At 52.9% G+C, this 17,225-nt stretch carries 17 protein-coding genes; 6 read left to right on the forward strand and 11 right to left on the reverse strand.

Translation table 11 applies throughout. From position 1 onward, the window contains the following. The 6 genes from PsB1_RS05825 to PsB1_RS05850 form a co-directional block, all read left to right on the forward strand. A partial coding sequence (locus PsB1_RS05825; protein WP_284359701.1) for an integrase core domain-containing protein occupies positions 1 to 196 on the forward strand: 196 nt, incomplete at its 5' end. Between the two features lie 172 nt (positions 197 to 368). Next, on the forward strand, positions 369 to 1,535 hold the full coding sequence (locus PsB1_RS05830) for a phosphoserine transaminase (RefSeq protein ID WP_284359703.1): 1,167 nt from the start codon (positions 369 to 371) through the stop codon (positions 1,533 to 1,535). Positions 1,536 to 1,551: 16 nt separating this feature from the next. Further along, entirely contained in the window at positions 1,552 to 2,082 is a 531-nt protein-coding gene (locus tag PsB1_RS05835) for a GNAT family N-acetyltransferase (protein WP_284359704.1), read from the forward strand. Then, the gene (serA, locus tag PsB1_RS05840; protein ID WP_284359705.1) at positions 2,054 to 3,637 is read left to right on the forward strand and encodes a phosphoglycerate dehydrogenase; all 1,584 of its coding nucleotides are present in this window, start codon (positions 2,054 to 2,056) and stop codon (positions 3,635 to 3,637) included. The genes PsB1_RS05835 and serA overlap by 29 nt, the downstream gene beginning before the upstream one ends. Before the next feature lie 236 nt (positions 3,638 to 3,873). Continuing rightward, the gene (locus PsB1_RS05845) at positions 3,874 to 5,625 is read left to right on the forward strand and encodes an alkaline phosphatase D family protein (protein WP_284359706.1); all 1,752 of its coding nucleotides are present in this window, start codon (positions 3,874 to 3,876) and stop codon (positions 5,623 to 5,625) included. Between the two features lie 38 nt (positions 5,626 to 5,663). Further along, positions 5,664 to 6,008, forward strand: coding sequence for a DUF2794 domain-containing protein (locus tag PsB1_RS05850; RefSeq protein WP_284359708.1), 345 nt, complete (start codon positions 5,664 to 5,666; stop codon positions 6,006 to 6,008). An 86-nt stretch (positions 6,009 to 6,094) separates the two neighbouring features. On the opposite strand, the gene PsB1_RS05855 is transcribed toward PsB1_RS05850, so the two are convergent. From PsB1_RS05855 to PsB1_RS05905, 11 genes are all read right to left on the reverse strand, one after another. After that, the gene (locus tag PsB1_RS05855) at positions 6,095 to 6,382 is read right to left on the reverse strand and encodes a 4a-hydroxytetrahydrobiopterin dehydratase (RefSeq protein WP_284359709.1); all 288 of its coding nucleotides are present in this window, start codon (positions 6,380 to 6,382) and stop codon (positions 6,095 to 6,097) included. Between the two features lie 24 nt (positions 6,383 to 6,406). Continuing rightward, the gene (gene ftsH / locus PsB1_RS05860; RefSeq protein ID WP_284359710.1) at positions 6,407 to 8,326 is read right to left on the reverse strand and encodes an ATP-dependent zinc metalloprotease FtsH; all 1,920 of its coding nucleotides are present in this window, start codon (positions 8,324 to 8,326) and stop codon (positions 6,407 to 6,409) included. 92 nt (positions 8,327 to 8,418) lie between these two features. After that, positions 8,419 to 9,585 (reverse strand): tRNA lysidine(34) synthetase TilS, encoded by a 1,167-nt coding sequence (tilS, locus tag PsB1_RS05865; RefSeq protein ID WP_284359711.1) that lies wholly within the window; start codon positions 9,583 to 9,585, stop codon positions 8,419 to 8,421. Further along, positions 9,542 to 10,369: a tetratricopeptide repeat protein gene (locus tag PsB1_RS05870; RefSeq protein WP_284359712.1), complete on the reverse strand. Its 828-nt coding sequence runs from the start codon at positions 10,367 to 10,369 to the stop codon at positions 9,542 to 9,544. The genes tilS and PsB1_RS05870 overlap by 44 nt, the downstream gene beginning before the upstream one ends. After that, complete coding sequence (locus PsB1_RS05875; protein WP_284359714.1) at positions 10,370 to 10,978, reverse strand: OmpA family protein; 609 nt, start codon at positions 10,976 to 10,978, stop codon at positions 10,370 to 10,372. It abuts the gene before it with no gap. Positions 10,979 to 11,046: 68 nt separating this feature from the next. Continuing rightward, a complete protein-coding gene (gene tolB, locus PsB1_RS05880; RefSeq protein ID WP_284359716.1) occupies positions 11,047 to 12,369 on the reverse strand; it encodes a Tol-Pal system beta propeller repeat protein TolB in 1,323 nt (440 codons plus the stop codon). Positions 12,370 to 12,637: 268 nt separating this feature from the next. After that, positions 12,638 to 14,854 carry a polyribonucleotide nucleotidyltransferase gene (pnp, locus tag PsB1_RS05885; RefSeq protein ID WP_284359717.1) on the reverse strand — a complete coding sequence of 739 codons (2,217 nt, stop codon included), beginning with the start codon at positions 14,852 to 14,854 and terminating at the stop codon, positions 12,638 to 12,640. Between the two features lie 222 nt (positions 14,855 to 15,076). Continuing rightward, positions 15,077 to 15,346 (reverse strand): 30S ribosomal protein S15, encoded by a 270-nt coding sequence (gene rpsO / locus PsB1_RS05890; RefSeq protein WP_284359718.1) that lies wholly within the window; start codon positions 15,344 to 15,346, stop codon positions 15,077 to 15,079. Positions 15,347 to 15,373: 27 nt separating this feature from the next. Continuing rightward, a complete protein-coding gene (gene truB / locus PsB1_RS05895) occupies positions 15,374 to 16,336 on the reverse strand; it encodes a tRNA pseudouridine(55) synthase TruB (protein WP_284359719.1) in 963 nt (320 codons plus the stop codon). Further along, complete coding sequence (gene rbfA, locus PsB1_RS05900; RefSeq protein WP_284359721.1) at positions 16,336 to 16,743, reverse strand: 30S ribosome-binding factor RbfA; 408 nt, start codon at positions 16,741 to 16,743, stop codon at positions 16,336 to 16,338. The genes truB and rbfA overlap by 1 nt, the downstream gene beginning before the upstream one ends. 148 nt (positions 16,744 to 16,891) lie before the next feature. Then, entirely contained in the window at positions 16,892 to 17,218 is a 327-nt protein-coding gene (locus tag PsB1_RS05905) for a hypothetical protein (RefSeq protein WP_284359722.1), read from the reverse strand. Positions 17,219 to 17,225: the final 7 nt, after the last annotated feature.

The following is a 17,225-nucleotide window of genomic DNA, read 5'->3' on the forward strand; positions in this document are numbered from 1 at the left end:
CGCTCACTGGTTCTTGTCCCTGCAAGATGCTTGCGAAAAGTTGGAGGACTGGCGTAGATACTACAACGAGGAAAGACCTCACAGCGCAATCGGGAATATCCCACCGATTATGTTGGCAATCTCAGCCGGTGACACCAGCCCACCGGACACGAGCAAGGCCAAAGACTCTAGGCCAAAGCGGCCCAACGATGGGTAGCAGTGCACTCGTTCGAGGACTCTGCAAACTTATGGCCGGATTTTAAGGGGCTGGGTCACCCCCAACCGCTATTCCACACGACACCCCTTGCAATCGAAGCCGACTTCGTGTTTGTGCGCGCTGGGCCACCCGCTCCCACCGGCGGGCGCTCATCTGAAAGGATGGGAGTAACATGAACGCAAATACCCAAAAGCCGCATATGCGGCCCGCTGACCCACGGTTTTCTTCGGGTCCCACCAAAAAACGCCCTAATTGGAACCTTGATGCATTGTCAGGGGCTGTCCTTGGGCGTTCTCACCGCTCCAAACCCGGCAAAGCGCGCCTGAAACTGGCGATTGATCTCACCCGTGAGGTGCTCCAAGTCCCCGATGGCTATCGCATTGGCATCGTCGCAGGCTCTGACACCGGGGCAGTTGAAATGGCTATGTGGTCGATGCTAGGGCCAAAGCCCGTGGCGACCTTGGCGTGGGAAAGCTTTGGTGAGGATTGGGTCACCGATGCGGTCAAGCAATTAAAGCTCGCCCCAAAAGTTTTCAAAGCCGATTATGGCCATCTGCCAGATCTCGCCGCTGTCCCCACCAAAACCCATGATGTAATTTTTACGTGGAATGGCACAACATCAGGCACGCGCGTGCCCAATGCCGATTGGATCGCATCGGACCGTGAAGGCATCACCATTTGTGATGCAACTTCTGCCGCCTTTGCCCAAGCTCTTGATTGGGACAAGCTTGATGTCGTCACCTTCTCTTGGCAAAAAGTGCTGGGCGGGGAGGGGGCGCATGGCATGTTGATCCTTGGCCCCCGCGCCATTGAACGCCTGGAGAGCTATAGCCCGCCTTGGCCCATGCCCAAATTGTTCCGAATGACCAAGGGCGGCAAAGTGGTGGAAGGTATCTTTGAAGGCGAAACCATCAATACGCCATCCATGCTCGCCACGGAAGATTATATCGACGCGCTCACTTGGGCCAAAACCGTCGGCGGGCTCGCGGGCCTGCACGGCCGTTCTGACGCTAATTTGGCGGCAATTGCTGATTGGGTTCAAAAGACCAAATGGGTGGACTTTTTGGCGACCACGCCAGAGAGCCGGTCGAACACTTCGGTATGCTTAAAGGTCGTTGATCCCCGGGTGACGGGCTTGTCTGCCGACGGCCAAGCGGAGTTTGCCAAAAAGCTTGCGGGCCTCTTGGACAAAGAAGGCGTTGCCCTTGATGCGGCTGCATACCGCGCCGCGCCTCCGGGCCTGCGGCTGTGGTGTGGAGCAACCATCGATACAGACGATGTGATCGCGTTAACACCCTGGCTCGACTGGGCGTTTGAGACCTTGGTCTCAGAGCTGTAGGCGAGGGCTCGCCGACATGGCCATTAACCTGCGGCCTGCAACATCTGCCGACATCGCGCTGCTTGAAGCATGGGATGAGGATTCGGTCGTTGCAGCTTCCGACCCCAATGACGATTGGGATTGGACGACTGAGGTACTCGGACTTGACGGGCTAGAGCAGCTGATAGCTGAACTGGACGGCCAGCCCATCGGTTTCGTTCAAATCACCGATCCGCTAAACGATGCTACCCGCTACTGGGGTGACCCACAAAGCGGGTTCAAGGCCGTCGACATCTGGATTGGCGTGCCTGAAGCGCGAGGAAAAGGGTATGGGCGGGCCATGATGAAGCTCGCACTGGCACGTTGCTTCGCTGATCCCACAATAGACTTTGTACTGATCGACCCATTGATCACTAACACCCAAGCCATATCCTTCTATCGCAGGCTTGGTTTCACCTTTCTCGAAAAACGCTGGTTTGGCGCTGACCATTGCGCCGTTCATCAGATCACACGTGCTACATTTGAACAAGGACACCTAAATGAAAACACCCAAAGTTTTGATCTCTGATAAGATCAGCCAAGCCGCCATTGATATCTTTAAGAACCGCCATGTTGCCGTGGACTACAAACCTGGCATGACCAAGGCTGAGTTGATTTCCTGCATTGGCGAATATGATGGTTTGGCCATTCGTTCAGCCACCAAAGTTGACGCCGACGTTTTGGCTGCCGCAACTAAGCTGAAAGTGATTGGCCGGGCTGGTATCGGGGTTGATAATGTCGATATTCCCGCAGCGACCGCGCGCGGCGTCATCGTGATGAACACGCCCTTTGGCAATGCGATCACCACGGCAGAGCATGCCATTGCCATGCTGTTTGCGGCCTCCCGCCAGATCGGGGCAGCGGATGCTTCCACCCAAGCGGGCAAGTGGGACAAGAACCGCTTCAATGGGGTGGAGCTTTATGCAAAGATTTTAGGGGTCATTGGTTGTGGTAATATCGGTTCCATTGTCGCGGATCGCGCTTTAGGGCTACGCATGAAAGTGATCGCGTTTGACCCGTTTTTAAGCCCAGAGCGGGCCATTGAAATTGGGGTGGAGAAGGTCGAGCTGGATGAGCTTTTGGCCCGTGCGGACGCCATTACCCTGCATGTGCCCTTAACGCCCGCGACCCGCAATATCTTGTCGGCGGAGAATTTGGCCAAAACCAAAAAGGGCGTGATTATCGTCAATTGCGCACGTGGCGGACTGGTGGATGAAGCGGCTTTGGCCGAGCATTTAAAAACCGGGCGCGTGGGTGCGGCAGCGTTTGATGTGTTTGCCGAAGAACCCGCGACCAGCAATGTCCTTTTTGGTTGCCCCAACTTCACCGCGACACCGCATTTAGGCGCGGCCACGACTGAGGCCCAAGAAAACGTAGCTTTACAAGTTGCTGAACAAATTGCGGACTATGTGTTGACTGGGGCCGTCACCAATGCGCTCAACACTGCGTCTGTTAGCGCCGAAGAAGCGCCGAAATTAAAGCCATTGATCGCTTTATGTGAAAAGCTTGGCACCTTTGCCGGCCAGATTGTTGATGACGGCTTGGAGGCTATTGAGATTGAATATGAGGGCGAGGTCACAGGCCTCAACACCAAGCCATTGACTGCTTCTTTGCTGGCTGGAATCTTGAAGCCCCTGCTAGCCGACATCAATATGATCAGTGCACCGTCGATCTTAAAGGAAAGAGGTACCCCATTCAGCGAAGCCAAGCGCGACCTCTCACCCACTTATGACAGCTTGATCCGTGTTAAGGTTCAAACCGGTGGCAAGTGGCGCACACTTGCCGGGGCTGTGATCGGCGGTAAACCCCGCATTACTGAAGTGAAGGGCATGGCACTGGAGGCGGCTTTTCATCCTCGCATGCTCTTCATCAACAATTCTGACACGCCAGGCTTTATTGGGGCGTTAGGCACCAAGCTTGGCACGGCTGGCATCAATATCGCCACCTTTAACTTAGGCCGTGTCGCCGAAGGCGAGGATGCGATTGCGCTGGTTGGCATCGATCAGGCTGTCCCAGCGAGCCTTCTGGCGGACCTAAAGGCCTTGCCCCAGGTGCGCTATGTCAAAGAATTGGAATTTGTATGATTGAAGTAGCCCTGCATGACCTCGCAAGGGGGGCTCCGCTGCCATCATCGTTAACGATTTATGAATCAAAAGCTTAGTTCAGGTGCAAAATCGCTTTTTGAAGATGAAATTGTCGCTCGATCGTCATGATACAGACATGTTAGTGTCGCCAAATCGCTTTAGGCCCCGGTTCATCGCAACCGGGGTGTTGGCAAATGATCAAAGCTAGAGCATGGAAGCGGTCTTTGGAGGTTCCTATGGCCCTTACACGTCGTGCCGCACTCACATCTGGTGCTTTTGTTGCCGCTGCTTGTACCGCTTCGGCTGCTGCTGCCGAACAGGCGCTGTTTTCTCATGGTGTCGCTAGTGGCGATCCCCTACCCACCCAAGTCATCATCTGGACGCGTGTCACCCCGCGCTTGCCAGGCGGTGATGTGACCGTCACTTGGAAAGTTGCCACCGATTCAAACCTAACCCAGATCGTCAAACGCGGCAGTGTCAAGACACAAGCTAGCCGCGATCACACTGTCAAGGTTGATGTATCAGGCTTAAAGCCCGGCCAAGTCTATTATTTTGGTTTTGCCGTGGGCAACGAGATTTCCACGATTGGGCGTACACAGACGGCACCACAAAGCGGTGGCGATCAGCTCAAAATCGCTTTGGTCAGCTGCTCCAATTTCCCTGCTGGTTGGTTTAACGCCTATCAGGCGATAGCGCGTCGCGGCGACGTTGATCTCGTGCTCCATGTCGGCGATTACATTTATGAATATGGCCCCGGCGAATATGCAACCGAATGGGGCAAAACCGTCGGCCGGGTCCCTGATCCGCCCAAGGAATGTACCACGCTTTCTGACTATCGCTTGCGCTACGCCCAGTATCGCAGTGACCCTGACTTACAGGCCGCTCACGCCTGTGCGCCTTGGCTCGTCACATGGGATGATCATGAAACCTCCAATGATGCGTATAAGGATGGGGCAGAAAACCATAATCCAGCCAAGGAAGGCCCTTGGTCTTTGCGCAAGGCAGCGGCCTTGCAAGCCTATTACGAATGGCTACCTTTACGCGATCCCGCACCGGGCAAAAGCTTTGAAGCGATCAACCGTTCGTTTGATTGGGGCGATCTGGCAACCATCGCGATGTTGGAGACCCGCGTGATCGCACGCTCCTTCCAGCTCGATTATGCCACCGATCTTGACCCGGCCTTGTTTGATGTCACCTCGGGCAAGCCTGTCAAAATCACTGACGCGGCGCGGTTAGCAACACTTGATCCCAAGGCACTTCCCCAAGGCGTGATGGCCTTGCCTGATTTGGACGCATTCAAAGCCAACAAACTCAATGATCCAAGCCGGGAAATGTTGGGCGCAAATCAGCAAGCATGGCTGGCGGAGGTTCTAAAGACGTCTGTGGCGAAGGGTAAGCGCTGGCAAATTCTGGGCAATCAAGTCATCATGGGGCGTGTTACTTCGCCAGACTTCAAAGCCGGTCTGCCTAAGGAAGTGCGTGATGCCATCGCCAAAGTGCGACCTGAAACCTTGGCATTTTTTGAGCTGTCGCAATTCAACGTACCCTTTAATCTCGATGCGTGGGATGGTTATCCCGCGGCGCGGGAGCGTTTGTATGACATCGCCAAACAAGCTGGTGCCCGTTTAGTTGTCTGCACTGGGGACACACATGCGGCATGGGCCAATAATTTATTCGATGCCAAAGGTGAATTGCGTGGGGTTGAGTTTGGCGGAACCTCCGTCACAAGTCCAAGCCTCGCAGATTCTTTTGCTAATTTCGGTATCACTGGCAGTGACCTCAACACTTTGATCAATCAGGCCAATGAAGAAGTGGTTTGGCATGATGAAACCCAACGTGGCTATACGATGGTAACGGTGACCAAAGACGCCGTATGTGGTGAGTTTATGGCGGTTGATACCGTCAAATCCAAAACTTTCTTGGTAACAACGGCTGCACGCTATCAAACCAGATTTGGGCCCAAGCCAGAAGAACTCGTTATTGTTTGAGACTTGTCAATCGGTTCAAACTAGCCCAATGTGGAGGTATGCGTTTTGAAAGGATGTCCGCCACTGTAGTGCAACGCACCCAGAAGATCTGGTTTGAACGACACGAGTTTGACGCGATTCTTCAGCTTTATGGCCGCGGGCAACTGGCGGGTGAATGGCGCGATTATGCCATTGATGATGGCCCTGATGTGGTTATCTTTTCGATCTTTCGCCGCGCCAGCGAAAATCCACTGTACAGAATTGAAAAGCGTCCGGCCTTGAACTCTAAACAAGGTCAATGGGCGGTAATGGGTACGGCCGGCCAAGTCCTCAAACGCGGGCATGAATTGGCCCAGACATTGGACGTGTTGGAGCGGAAATTGATTAAACTAGCAACGCGCTAGCACCAAATGTGTGGCTGATACCCAATCGGATGTACTTATGTTGACAGGCCGCTAGCTCCAATTTTTCTAGCGAAACGCTTCCTGCTTTAGAGGCTGGCGTCCATAAAGTGTGCCAGTTCAACATCTAATTGTGTGATACCAGACACATCGTGGGTCGCTAAAATGACGACCACTTTGGCGTAAACATTGAACCATTCGGGATGATGATCCATCTGCTCGGCCTTAAGGGCCACACGGGTCATCCAGCTAAATGCCTGTTTAAAATCAGCGAATTCAAAGGTTTTTTCAATCGCCTCGCGCCCTGCCACTTCTTTCCAACCATCCAAGGAAGCAATGGCTTCTTTGGGCGTTATCTTGGTCTTATCATGTGCCATACTGCCTCCAAGTCATCATCCGATCTAGGCGGGTGAAGGTTCAGGCCCAGTTGAAGTTGTGCTGCCTGTCTTTTTGCCAATGATTGGCAAAGCAGAAGATGGACCAGCTGGTGGTCTGGTGGTGCTGTCTTCGCGCACGATGGTGCCACCGCTGAGTAGGGTACGGATTTCATCCCCTGTCAAAGTCTCATATTCCAAGAGTCCCTGCGCCAAAACTTCCAAATCTTGACGCCTTTCTGTGAGAATACGCGTGGCTTCGGCATTGCCCCATTCCACCAAGCGACGGACTTCCTTGTCTATCGTCTGGGCTGTTGCTTCAGACACATTTTGTGTGCGTGATACAGAATGGCCTAAGAATACTTCTTCTTGGTTTTCACCATAAGCCACAGTTCCTAATTCATCGGAAAAGCCCCACCTGGTAACCATGGACCGGGCCAAGCGTGTGGCTTGTTCGATATCCGATGACGCCCCTGATGTAATGGCGTCTTTTCCAAACACCAATTCCTCCGCTACCCGACCGCCCATCATAACAGCCAAACGGCTCATCATCTGGCGATAGCTGAAAGATAACTTATCGCGTTCAGGCAATTGCATTACCATGCCAAGCGCACGACCCCGTGGAATGATGGTTGCCTTATGCACAGGGTCGGTATGGGGTACGGTCAAAGCCACCAAAGCATGACCGCCTTCATGATAGGCGGTCAGACGTTTTTCTTCTAGTGTCATGGCCATGGTTTTACGCTCAACTCCCATCAGAATCTTATCCTTGGCATCTTCAAATTCTTGCATGGTGACCAAACGACGCCCACGCCGGGCTGCCAAAAGGGCGGCTTCATTGACCAGATTCATCAAATCGGCACCCGAAAAGCCAGGGCACCCGCGCGCAATGGTTCTGGCATCAACATCTGACGACAATGGCACATTGCGCATGTGGACTTTTAGCACTTTTTCGCGACCCAAAATGTCGGGCAGGCCTACGGTCACTTGGCGATCAAACCGACCCGGACGCAACAAAGCAGGGTCAAGCACATCGGGCCTGTTGGTGGCAGCGATGATAATGATGCCTTCATTGGCTTCAAAACCGTCCATCTCAACCAGCAATTGGTTCAAGGTTTGCTCGCGCTCATCATTGCCCCCGCCAAGGCCAGCACCTCGGTGGCGACCAACGGCATCGATTTCGTCAATAAAGATGATACAAGGTGCATTCTTTTTGGCTTGCTCAAACATGTCGCGCACACGGCTGGCACCGACGCCCACAAACATTTCCACAAAGTCAGAGCCGGAGATCGTGAAGAAGGGAACATTGGCTTCGCCCGCAACAGCACGCGCGGTCAATGTTTTACCGGTTCCTGGTGGTCCAACCAGCAAAGCCCCTTTGGGAATTTTGCCGCCCAAGCGCTGAAATTTCGATGGGTCTTTTAAGAAATCAACGACTTCTTGTAATTCTTCGCGGGCCTCATCGATGCCAGCTACATCTTCAAATGTGACTTTGTTCTTATTTTCAGTCAGAAGTTTTGCCTTGGACTTGCCAAAGCCCATAGCCCCGCCTTTCCCTCCGCCGCCCGACATTTGGCGCATCAAGAAAAACCATAAGCCTACCATGATCAAAAGTGGCAACAAATTGGCGATCAATGCACCCAGGATCGGTGCTCTAGGTGGGTCTTCAGCGCGAAATTCAACTTTGGCTTTTTCTAGCCTTGCTACAAAATCATTTGGTTGAGTGGGGATGGTTGACTGGAAAGTCTTATCATCTTGCAACCGTCCGCTTGCAATATTGCCCACGATTTTCACTTCTTTGACCTGACCATTATCCACTTCGTTTAACAAAGCTGAATATGGCATTTGAGACGAGGAAGCCGATTGGGACGGCCGGTTCATTAAGGAAAACACCGTCACCAGTGCCAAAGCCAAAAATCCCCAGATTGCAAGATCACGCATTTTCATAGGTATCTCTTTCTGACATCGCCGTCTCACAAACAGCGAAAACGACCATCACTCCCACGCCTTATCATGGCGTATACATGTTACATAGTCGTTCACAGGCATGATGTAAGCCCATCACCTGCGCGAATTGCCCCGCCTGTGGTGACAAAAGCGTGTGATTGACGTGAAATCGCGAGAATCCGTCTTTGTGCTTCCCATTTCGAGATAACAAATTGTTGCCCTTGCCCGCGTCGTGGTCTTGCTGGATTGAACACCAAAAGCATATTTGTACGCTCAATGCTGAGGCCAGCTAAAGTTCTACCCCGGAAAGTTGGATCCATCAGGCTATGATGCAAGGACATGAGTTTTGCGCTAGGTACCATGTGTTTGGCTTCACTTAAGCCATAGATGATCCACCCAAGCCCCCGCGTAACCTCATTGCTATGCCCATTTAAGAATGGGCTAGCTTCTAGGCTTGCTCCTGTCTCGGTCAAAACGAAATTGGCGCGCCGCAATAAAGCCCAACAAGCTTGTTCTTGAGCCAGACGAAGTTGATTAGCCAAAGCAGCAATCGTGATGATGCGCTCAAAACTGACGCCTAAAGCAGAAAGCTCAGCCAGCCGATTTCTGATTTTAACACGTGAAAATTGGTGATTATGATTGCTGTCATCTTCCAGCCAAGTTTGACCTTGAGCTTGTAAGTAGCGTCGTAAGTCTTCGCGCTTAGCCCCCAGCATCGGCCGTGCAAGCAGGCATGGGTGGAAGCGGTATGAGCCTGGACATGGGGCGAGTGCTTGCATGCCGGCCAAGCCATCAAGCCCGGTATTGCGGACTAAGCGCCAGATCAGGGTCTCAATCTGATCGTCTAGAGTATGGCCGACCAGAATGATAGGCGCGCCAATCTTATGAGCCGACCGCGCCAAGGCTTGATAGCGGCTTTCCCGCGCCCAAGCCTGCACACCGCCGTTTTTTGGCTTTGTGGGCAGTGTGATAACCTCCCCACTTAGCCCAAATTCCCGCGCCCATGCGATTGCTTGGCTGGCTTCAACACCACTGTTGGGTCTAAGGCCATGATTCACGCATACGGCGTGTAACACGATCCCGCGTGGTTTGGCCCAAACTGCGGCTAATTTCGCCAAAGCGACACTATCGCCCCCACCCGACAGCGCAACCACCATTGGGCCACCAAATTGGCTAGCTATTTCGTCTAGCTGGTCCGTGATCAAGAGCAAAACTTCAAGTTGCGGGGCATGGCTTGCGGGCAATTTCAGCGTCAGCACGGGCTTTGAGTGTAGCGTCTGGTTTAGTGGTTTGGCGCTGATATTGCGCCAAAGCCTGGCAGCGCATTTTCTCATTTCCCAATTGGCCAAATGCCCCAGCCAAGCGGATAAAGGCTTCAGAGGCACGCTGCCCTTGTGGCGCAGCTTTTAAATAAGCCAGATAAGCTTCTACTGCAGGACCCCATGCCGATTGCACAAACAGTACTTCGCCCAAAAGCCAGCGCGCTTCAACGGCTTGTGGGTCTTCGGGAAACCGCAATAGCAGGCTGGTTAGTTTTGTTTCTGCGTTCCCATAATCCCCTCGGGTAAGCTCTTGTTGGGCAGCTTTGAACAGAAAATCGGCCGTTTCTTCCATTTCAGGAGCAGTTTGGGGCGCGATGGTGGTTTTGTCTTGCTCGGCAGGATCGCTGGTAGATGAAGCTTGTGGATGGTCAGCCAAATCCTGGTGGGCACGTTTAGTTTCTTCGTCAAGCTGCTTTTGGGCTTGGATGGCCTTTTGATTAGCTAACTCAGCCTCAAGCAGTTCGATCCGTCCTGTGAGTTCTGTGACTTGGCGCTCCAGTTGATCTAAGCGGATGATGAGCCGCGTTGTAGCAGGCTCGTCGGAATTGAGGACTGGCGAATGTAGGACGGGCGTGCTCGACAGGGATCTCTGTGAGGGTTCAAGAGGTCGAGCCTCGGCCGAATTGGGCGCAGCGACTATGGCCAGCGCCCAAATACCGATTAGAGTAACTGCATAAGCCCGCACAACATACAAAACGCGAGAAGGGGCAGAAGAGATCATTTAGTCCAGCAATGTCGTTTGTGCATTGCGGTTAATAGCCCAGCCATCCGGGTTTGATCTCTCGTCAATCGGGCGCTCTTTGCCATAAGATACAGTCTCAATTCGTGATGGTGCCACGCCAAGGCTGATTAAAAAGTCACGCGCTGCATTAGCACGACGGGCACCTAAGCCCAGATTATACTCACGCGTGCCGCGTTCATCACAATTACCAGCGATGAGGATACGCTTGGTGGAATTGGCTTGCAGCCAGGCCGCCTGCCTTGTTAAGATTGCGCGCGCCTCATCGGTGAGGTCAAAGCGGTCGGTAGGAAATAAAATCAAGTCCCCTGCTTCTGAAAGGCTGGCATAAATCGATGATCCGGCACCCTTACCAGCACCCAATTGCCCACTTGGCGGGGTCAATGGTGCACGTTGCACGTTAGTCTGGGGGATAGGCGTTGCGCTTTCTGTGGTAGTAGCTTCGCCATTATTGGCAAGCGGTGTTGGGGGGGTGGAGTTGGTTGGCGGTGTCGCGGTCTTGGTGCTGGCGCAAGCTGCCAAGGCTAGGCTTGACATTAAGATCAAGGCCACAGAACCAACCCATGGTTTGATAAGTGCTGATTTGGTCATTTGAACGGCTCCTTGGTGTGCACCAATGCGGTTAATGGAAAAAAGAGATGGCTTATCTAACCCAATCATTATGGCAAAGTCGAGGACCAACCCGGATCAGAGCCCGATGCCTTCCAAGGTGATTGACGCAGATTAGTTCCTGATACATCAACGGTCCAGAGTGTGGGTGGGTCGCCTGGGCCGGCTTCGCGCTGAAACATAATCACCCGCCCATTGGGTGACCACGTTGGTCCTTCAACCAAATATGCTTGCGCTAAAATGCGTAAACCTGATCCATCCTTAGCCATCACACCAATCTGAAATTGACCCTCCGCCTGGCGGGTGAAGGCAATTAAATCGCCATTAGGTGACCATACAGCAGTAGAATAGCGCCCTTCGCCAAAGGTAAGGCGACGAACGTTTGACCCATCGCCGTTCATAACATAGATTTGCGAACTGCCACCGCGATCTGACGTAAACACGATTTGATTGCCATCGGGCGACATATCGGGTGATGTGTCTATGTTAGGATTGTTGGTCAATTGTGTCACCACACCAGTGCGCAAGCTTTTAATATAGATGTCGACATCGCCGTCTCTATCAGCACTGAAAACAATCGATTGACCATCAGGGGTAAAGCGTGGGGCAAAGGCCATACTACCAGCAACAGAGACAATTTCCTTTCGCCCGCTATCCATGTCCACAATCCAGATTTTGACGCCACGGTCGCTCATAGCCGAATAGACGATCTGTTGGCCTTGCACATTAAACCTAGGGTTAAGAATCTGCTCCGTGCCATCGGTGAGATAGCTGGGATTAGCGCCGTCTTGATCCATCACTGCTAAGCGCTTGACCCGCTTTTTCTTGCCGCCACTCTCAGCGACAAACACCACGCGACTATCAAAATAACCAACTTCACCAGTTAAACGACGATAAATTGCATCTGAGACCTTATGGGCAATACGGCGCCAATTTTCTTCGGATGAGGAAAATTCTAAGCCAATCAATTGGCTCTCACCATAAACATCCCAAAGACGAAATTCGACTTTTAACCGCCCATTTGCAACCATACCACGGCCAATGACCAAGGCTTCGGTTTTGATGATCCGCCAGTCTGCAAATCGTGGGGCAAGATTGACATCGATATCACGTTGTAAAAAAACCTCAGGATTTTGGACTTGAAACAGGCCCGAGCGATCAAGATTGTCGCGGACAGTTGCTGCGATAGCACTACCGTGAGGTCCATTAAAATCCACAATCGCTAGGGGCATAGGCCGCTTATGCCCTTCAGTAACACTGACACTAATTTGGGCCATAGCTGGTCCAAACAAAGCCACACAAGTCAAAAGTGCGAGCGTCACAAGTTGATAACTAGATTTTATCGATAAGAATTTGTAGAATGACACATTCATGGCTGATCTATGGCTTAAGAAGATGAAGTTTTTAGGGCAGTATCGCGTTCTTGCACCCTGATAGGTCAATAGGCAATTGATCAAGCAGAGCGTCTGTGTTCCAGAAAGCACCGGGGTGCGTCTATGTGTTCACTGCTTGAGCAGGTGTCGGTTAGGAGGTGATTGATTGAGATGCCAAGATGTTCACTCATCACCAGCAGGTAGTTAATGCAATCAAAACGGCGACCCCAAAGGATCGCCGCCGTTAGAAATTGAAATTCAAATTGCCTTAGTCGCGGCGACGACGGGGACGTGCTGAGCGTTCGCTGCGTTCACGTGCGTGTTCGACCTCTTCAGGCTCACCACGTTCTGCACGTTCAGCTTTGAGTTTTTCTTCAATGTCTTCTCCGGTGGCTTGATCAACGACTTTCATGGACAGTCGTGTCTTGCCGCGATCATCAAAACCCATAAGCTTCACCCAAACACTATCGCCTTCTTTGACGATCTCGCCAACAGTTGCAACCTTGCGGTTGGCCAATTGGGAAATATGAACCAGGCCGTCCTTGGCCCCGAAGAAGTTCACAAAGGCACCAAACTCCATGACTTTAACGACCTTGCCTTCATAAACCTTCCCGACCTCGGCTTCATCCGTGATGCTTTTCACCCACTTGACGGCTGCATCGATCTTTTCTTGATCGGAGGCGGCAACCTTGACGCTGCCATCGTCTTCTATGGAGATTTTGGCACCGGTTTTTTCCACGATTTCACGAATGACCTTACCGCCGGTACCGATCACTTCACGGATCTTGTCGGTTGGGATCATGAAGGACACGATTTTAGGGGCAAAGGCATTGAGCTCTCCGCGGGCACCGGTCAAAGATTTCGCCATCTCATTTAAAATGTGCATACGACCAGCGTGGGCACGGGTGAGGGCAACTTTCATGATCTCTTCAGTGATGCCTGCGACCTTAATGTCCATTTGAAGAGATGTGATGCCATTTTGGGTACCGGCTACTTTAAAGTCCATATCGCCTAGATGATCCTCATCACCCAGAATATCGGTTAGAACCTCAAAGCTACCATCGTCTTGAAGGACCAAGCCCATGGCAACGCCAGCAACCGGGGAAGTGATGGGGGCGCCTGCGTCCATCAAAGCCAATGAAGCGCCACATACTGAAGCCATGGATGAAGAACCGTTAGACTCGGTGATTTCCGAGACCAAGCGGATGGTGTAAGGAAAATCTTCCTGACTGGGCAAGACAGCCTGCATCGCCCGCCAAGCAAGCTTGCCATGACCAATTTCGCGGCGCCCTGCCCCCCCCATACGACCGACTTCACCCACCGAGAATGGGGGGAAGTTATAATGCAGCATAAAGCGCTCTTTATAAGTGCCTTCTAAACTATCTATAAATTGCTCATCATCGGCGGTGCCTAAGGTTGCGACCACCAAGGCTTGGGTTTCTCCCCGGGTGAACAATGCAGAGCCATGCGCACGCGGCAAAACGCCTGCTTCAGACACAATCGTGCGCACTTTATCAACCGGGCGACCATCGATGCGACGGCCCTCCTTCACGATAGCACTGCGCACGATATCACTTTCAACTTCTTTACAAACCGTCTTGAACACCGCTCCGTCCATGCCGTCTGGCTTGGATTCAGAAGCAACCAAAGCCTCTTCAGCGCGCTTTTTGGCGGCACCAACAGCGTCTTGGCGGGCACCCTTGTCGGCGATACGATAGGCGGCATCGATTTCTGCCCCAATCATGTCTTTAACGAGCTTATAGTCTATTGAATGATCTTCGCCATGGAATTCCCAAGGATCTTTGGCTGCCTGTTCGGCCAGAGAGATGATGAGATCGATCACGGGCTGCATCTGCTTATGGGCAAAGGAGACCCCGCCCAAAACAACTTCTTCAGATAACTCATAAATCTCGGATTCAACCATCATAACGGCATCAGCGGTACCAGCTACAACAAGGTCCATCTCGCTATCTTTAAGTTGATCGAGGGTTGGATTTAGAATATATTCGCCATCCATATAGCCTACGCGCGCGGCCGAGATTGGACCCATGAAAGGCAAGCCCGACAGTACCAAAGCGGCCGAAGAAGCCACCAGCGCCACAATATCGGGATCATTTTCTTGATCATGCGACAGCGTGGTGACGACGACTTGGGTTTCGTTTTTGAAACCTTTGGCAAAGAGCGGGCGGATCGGGCGGTCAATTAGGCGAGAAACCAGCGTTTCTTTTTCGGTTGGGCGACCTTCGCGCTTAAAATAGCCACCTGGGATGCGCCCGGCGGCATAGAATTTTTCTTGATAATTCACGGTGAGTGGGAAAAAATCGATCCCAGGCTTTTCAGAGCGCGCACCAACTGCGGTGGCGAGAACTTGGGTATTCCCATAAGTGGCTAAAACAGCGCCATCGGCCTGACGGGCCATGCGGCCGGTTTCCAAGGTTAAAGTGCGGCCACCCCATTCGAGCGAAACAGTCTTAATGTCAAACATCTTCTTTCCTTCTGGCAGATCATGAGGCCTTCCCCATGCTGCCGCGTACAAACTTGGAACAGGCCTTCCTGAACCAAGGGGTCCGGCGTCCTTGCCGGAGATGGCCCCGCCCTATGCGAGAACCGTCTTTGGTCTTTCGCTATTCGCTGTGTTGCGGACTGGCGCAAATAGCAAAAAGGGCGGCGCTTACCGCACCGCCCTGATGGATCGAGTAGTCCTGCCCTAACGACGCAGACCGTGCTTAGCAATAAGGGCCTGATAGCGTGCGTTATCGCGTGACTTTACATAGTCCAACAAACGGCGGCGCAACGATACCATGGCCAACAAGCCGCGGCGGGAATGATTATCCTTTTTGTGCAGTTTAAAATGCTCAGTCAGGTTCGCAATACGCTCGGTGAGGATCGCGATTTGGACTTCTGGGCTGCCCGTATCATTGGGGGCGAGGCCATGTTCTTTCATAATTTCGAGCTTGCGCTCTGGTGCTATCGACATCGAGGTTCCCTTGGGTTGGCGGCGGGTTCAATCGCGCGCACTGAGTTGAAACACGCGGATCGGTTTAAACCGTCCCGCGCGTGCATCGCCTATGGCAACGGCTTGACCTTGGAGTGTCGCCAATGCTGCCCGGCTCATGTCTTCGCCAGATACAACACGGAGTTTGCGCTTGGAGCGCAACTCTTCAACCTGGTGGGGGAGAAGAACAATTCCGCGGCCTTGCCGCAGCCTGTGAGCCTCTTCCGCAGTTACGGCCAGCGCCGGGATGTCGTCCAGCGCGGTCTCAACTGGCAAAAGGCTGTCGGACGCGGATGCGTTATCGCACACTTCTTGGAGTTTTTCCAGTGTGATTGCTGCGCTCTCATGAAATGGGCCAACCCCGGTTCGTCGTAACGCGCTAACATGGCCTTCAGCACCCAGTGCCATAGCCAAATCGCGGGCAAGTGCCCGAACATAAAAGCCCTTGCCGCATTGGCATTCAATGGTCGCATGGTCAGCGTCTGGCACGTCAACCAAACGGGCTTCAATCAAATGAACCGGTCGGGCTTTAAGCTCAGGAACCTCGCCGTCGCGGGCAAGATCATAAGAGCGCTCACCGTCCACTTTTATGGCACTATAAATGGGTGGGACTTGTTCGATCTCGCCAATAAACGTCGCCAGCGCCGCTTCAATCGCTTGCCGGGTCGGGCGGAGGTCTGAGGTTGAGACGATTTTGCCTTCACGGTCTTGGGTATTGGTGGACACGCCCCACTCCACAGTAAAACGATAGGATTTATTGGCCTCGATCAGCCAAGCCACCGTCTTGGTCGCCTCACCCAAGGCAATCGGCAAAATGCCAGTCGCCAAAGGATCCAAGGTGCCCGCATGGCCTGCTTTCTTCGCGTCAAACAGGCGACGGACACGTGAAACCGCGTCAGTAGAGGTTAGATGAAGCCCTTTATCAAGGACGATCCAGCCATCCACGTCTTGACCCTTTTTGCGCCGCGCCATCAATCCTCATCCTTGGGTTTAATGAGGTCGGCACGCACTTTTGGATGATTAAAAAGCTCATTCATTTTGAACGCGGAGTCATAGGATGTATCGGCTAAAAACTTGAGGTCGGGGGTAAATTTGCTCTCGAGTACGCGCCCACATACACCGCGCAAAAAGCGCGACGCCCGGTTAAGCGCTGCTGCAATCTCATGGGCGTCCTCGAGCCCAAGAGCTGCCACAAAGACATTGGCGTGCTTGAGATCAGGGCTCATGCGCACTTCGCCCACCGTGATGCTTTTATCGACCAAGGCCGGGTCACGAACATCGCCGCGGCGCAAAATTTCCACCAGCACATGGCGTATGTTTTCGCCGGCCCGCAATTGGCGCTGGGTCGGGCCTGTTGAATGATCGAAGCGTTTTGCCATGATTTAACTTTCAAAGCCCGTGCTGGGATCGACCAGTCAGGAGCGGTTTATGTCAATTGCCCGCACTTCCAAAACAGGGCGGGTCGCTGCAGTAGCGGCTTGGCGTGCGCGAGGCAAGGGAAAGGCTGAGCGAGCGGGGCTAGTGACCCTATATGAACATATCCCCGGGCCCCTTTACGTCGCCAGGGAGCAATCTGTAAGTCTTGCCACCATCTTCCTTGCTCCAGCCAATGAACAAAGCCTCTGTCAATCTAATGGCCCAGCCCACAAGCGCAAACGTGTTTTGCGCGGATATAAAGGTGCGATGCTCGCCATCGGGTAACTCGATGATCACTTCGCCAGTCTCTTCGATGATTGTGACGCCTTCAGAAATGCTGGTCTCCCGTGGACCAAGGAAGTTGAAGCGAACGGGCGTTTCCTCGATTGCGCCATCGGGAAATTGATGCCGAACGATGTGTGGGCCTAAGCTTTGCATGTTAGCC

The sequence above is a fragment of the Candidatus Phycosocius spiralis genome (genome assembly GCF_030158815.1).
Lineage (GTDB): Bacteria > Pseudomonadota > Alphaproteobacteria > Caulobacterales > Aquidulcibacteraceae > Aquidulcibacter > Aquidulcibacter spiralis.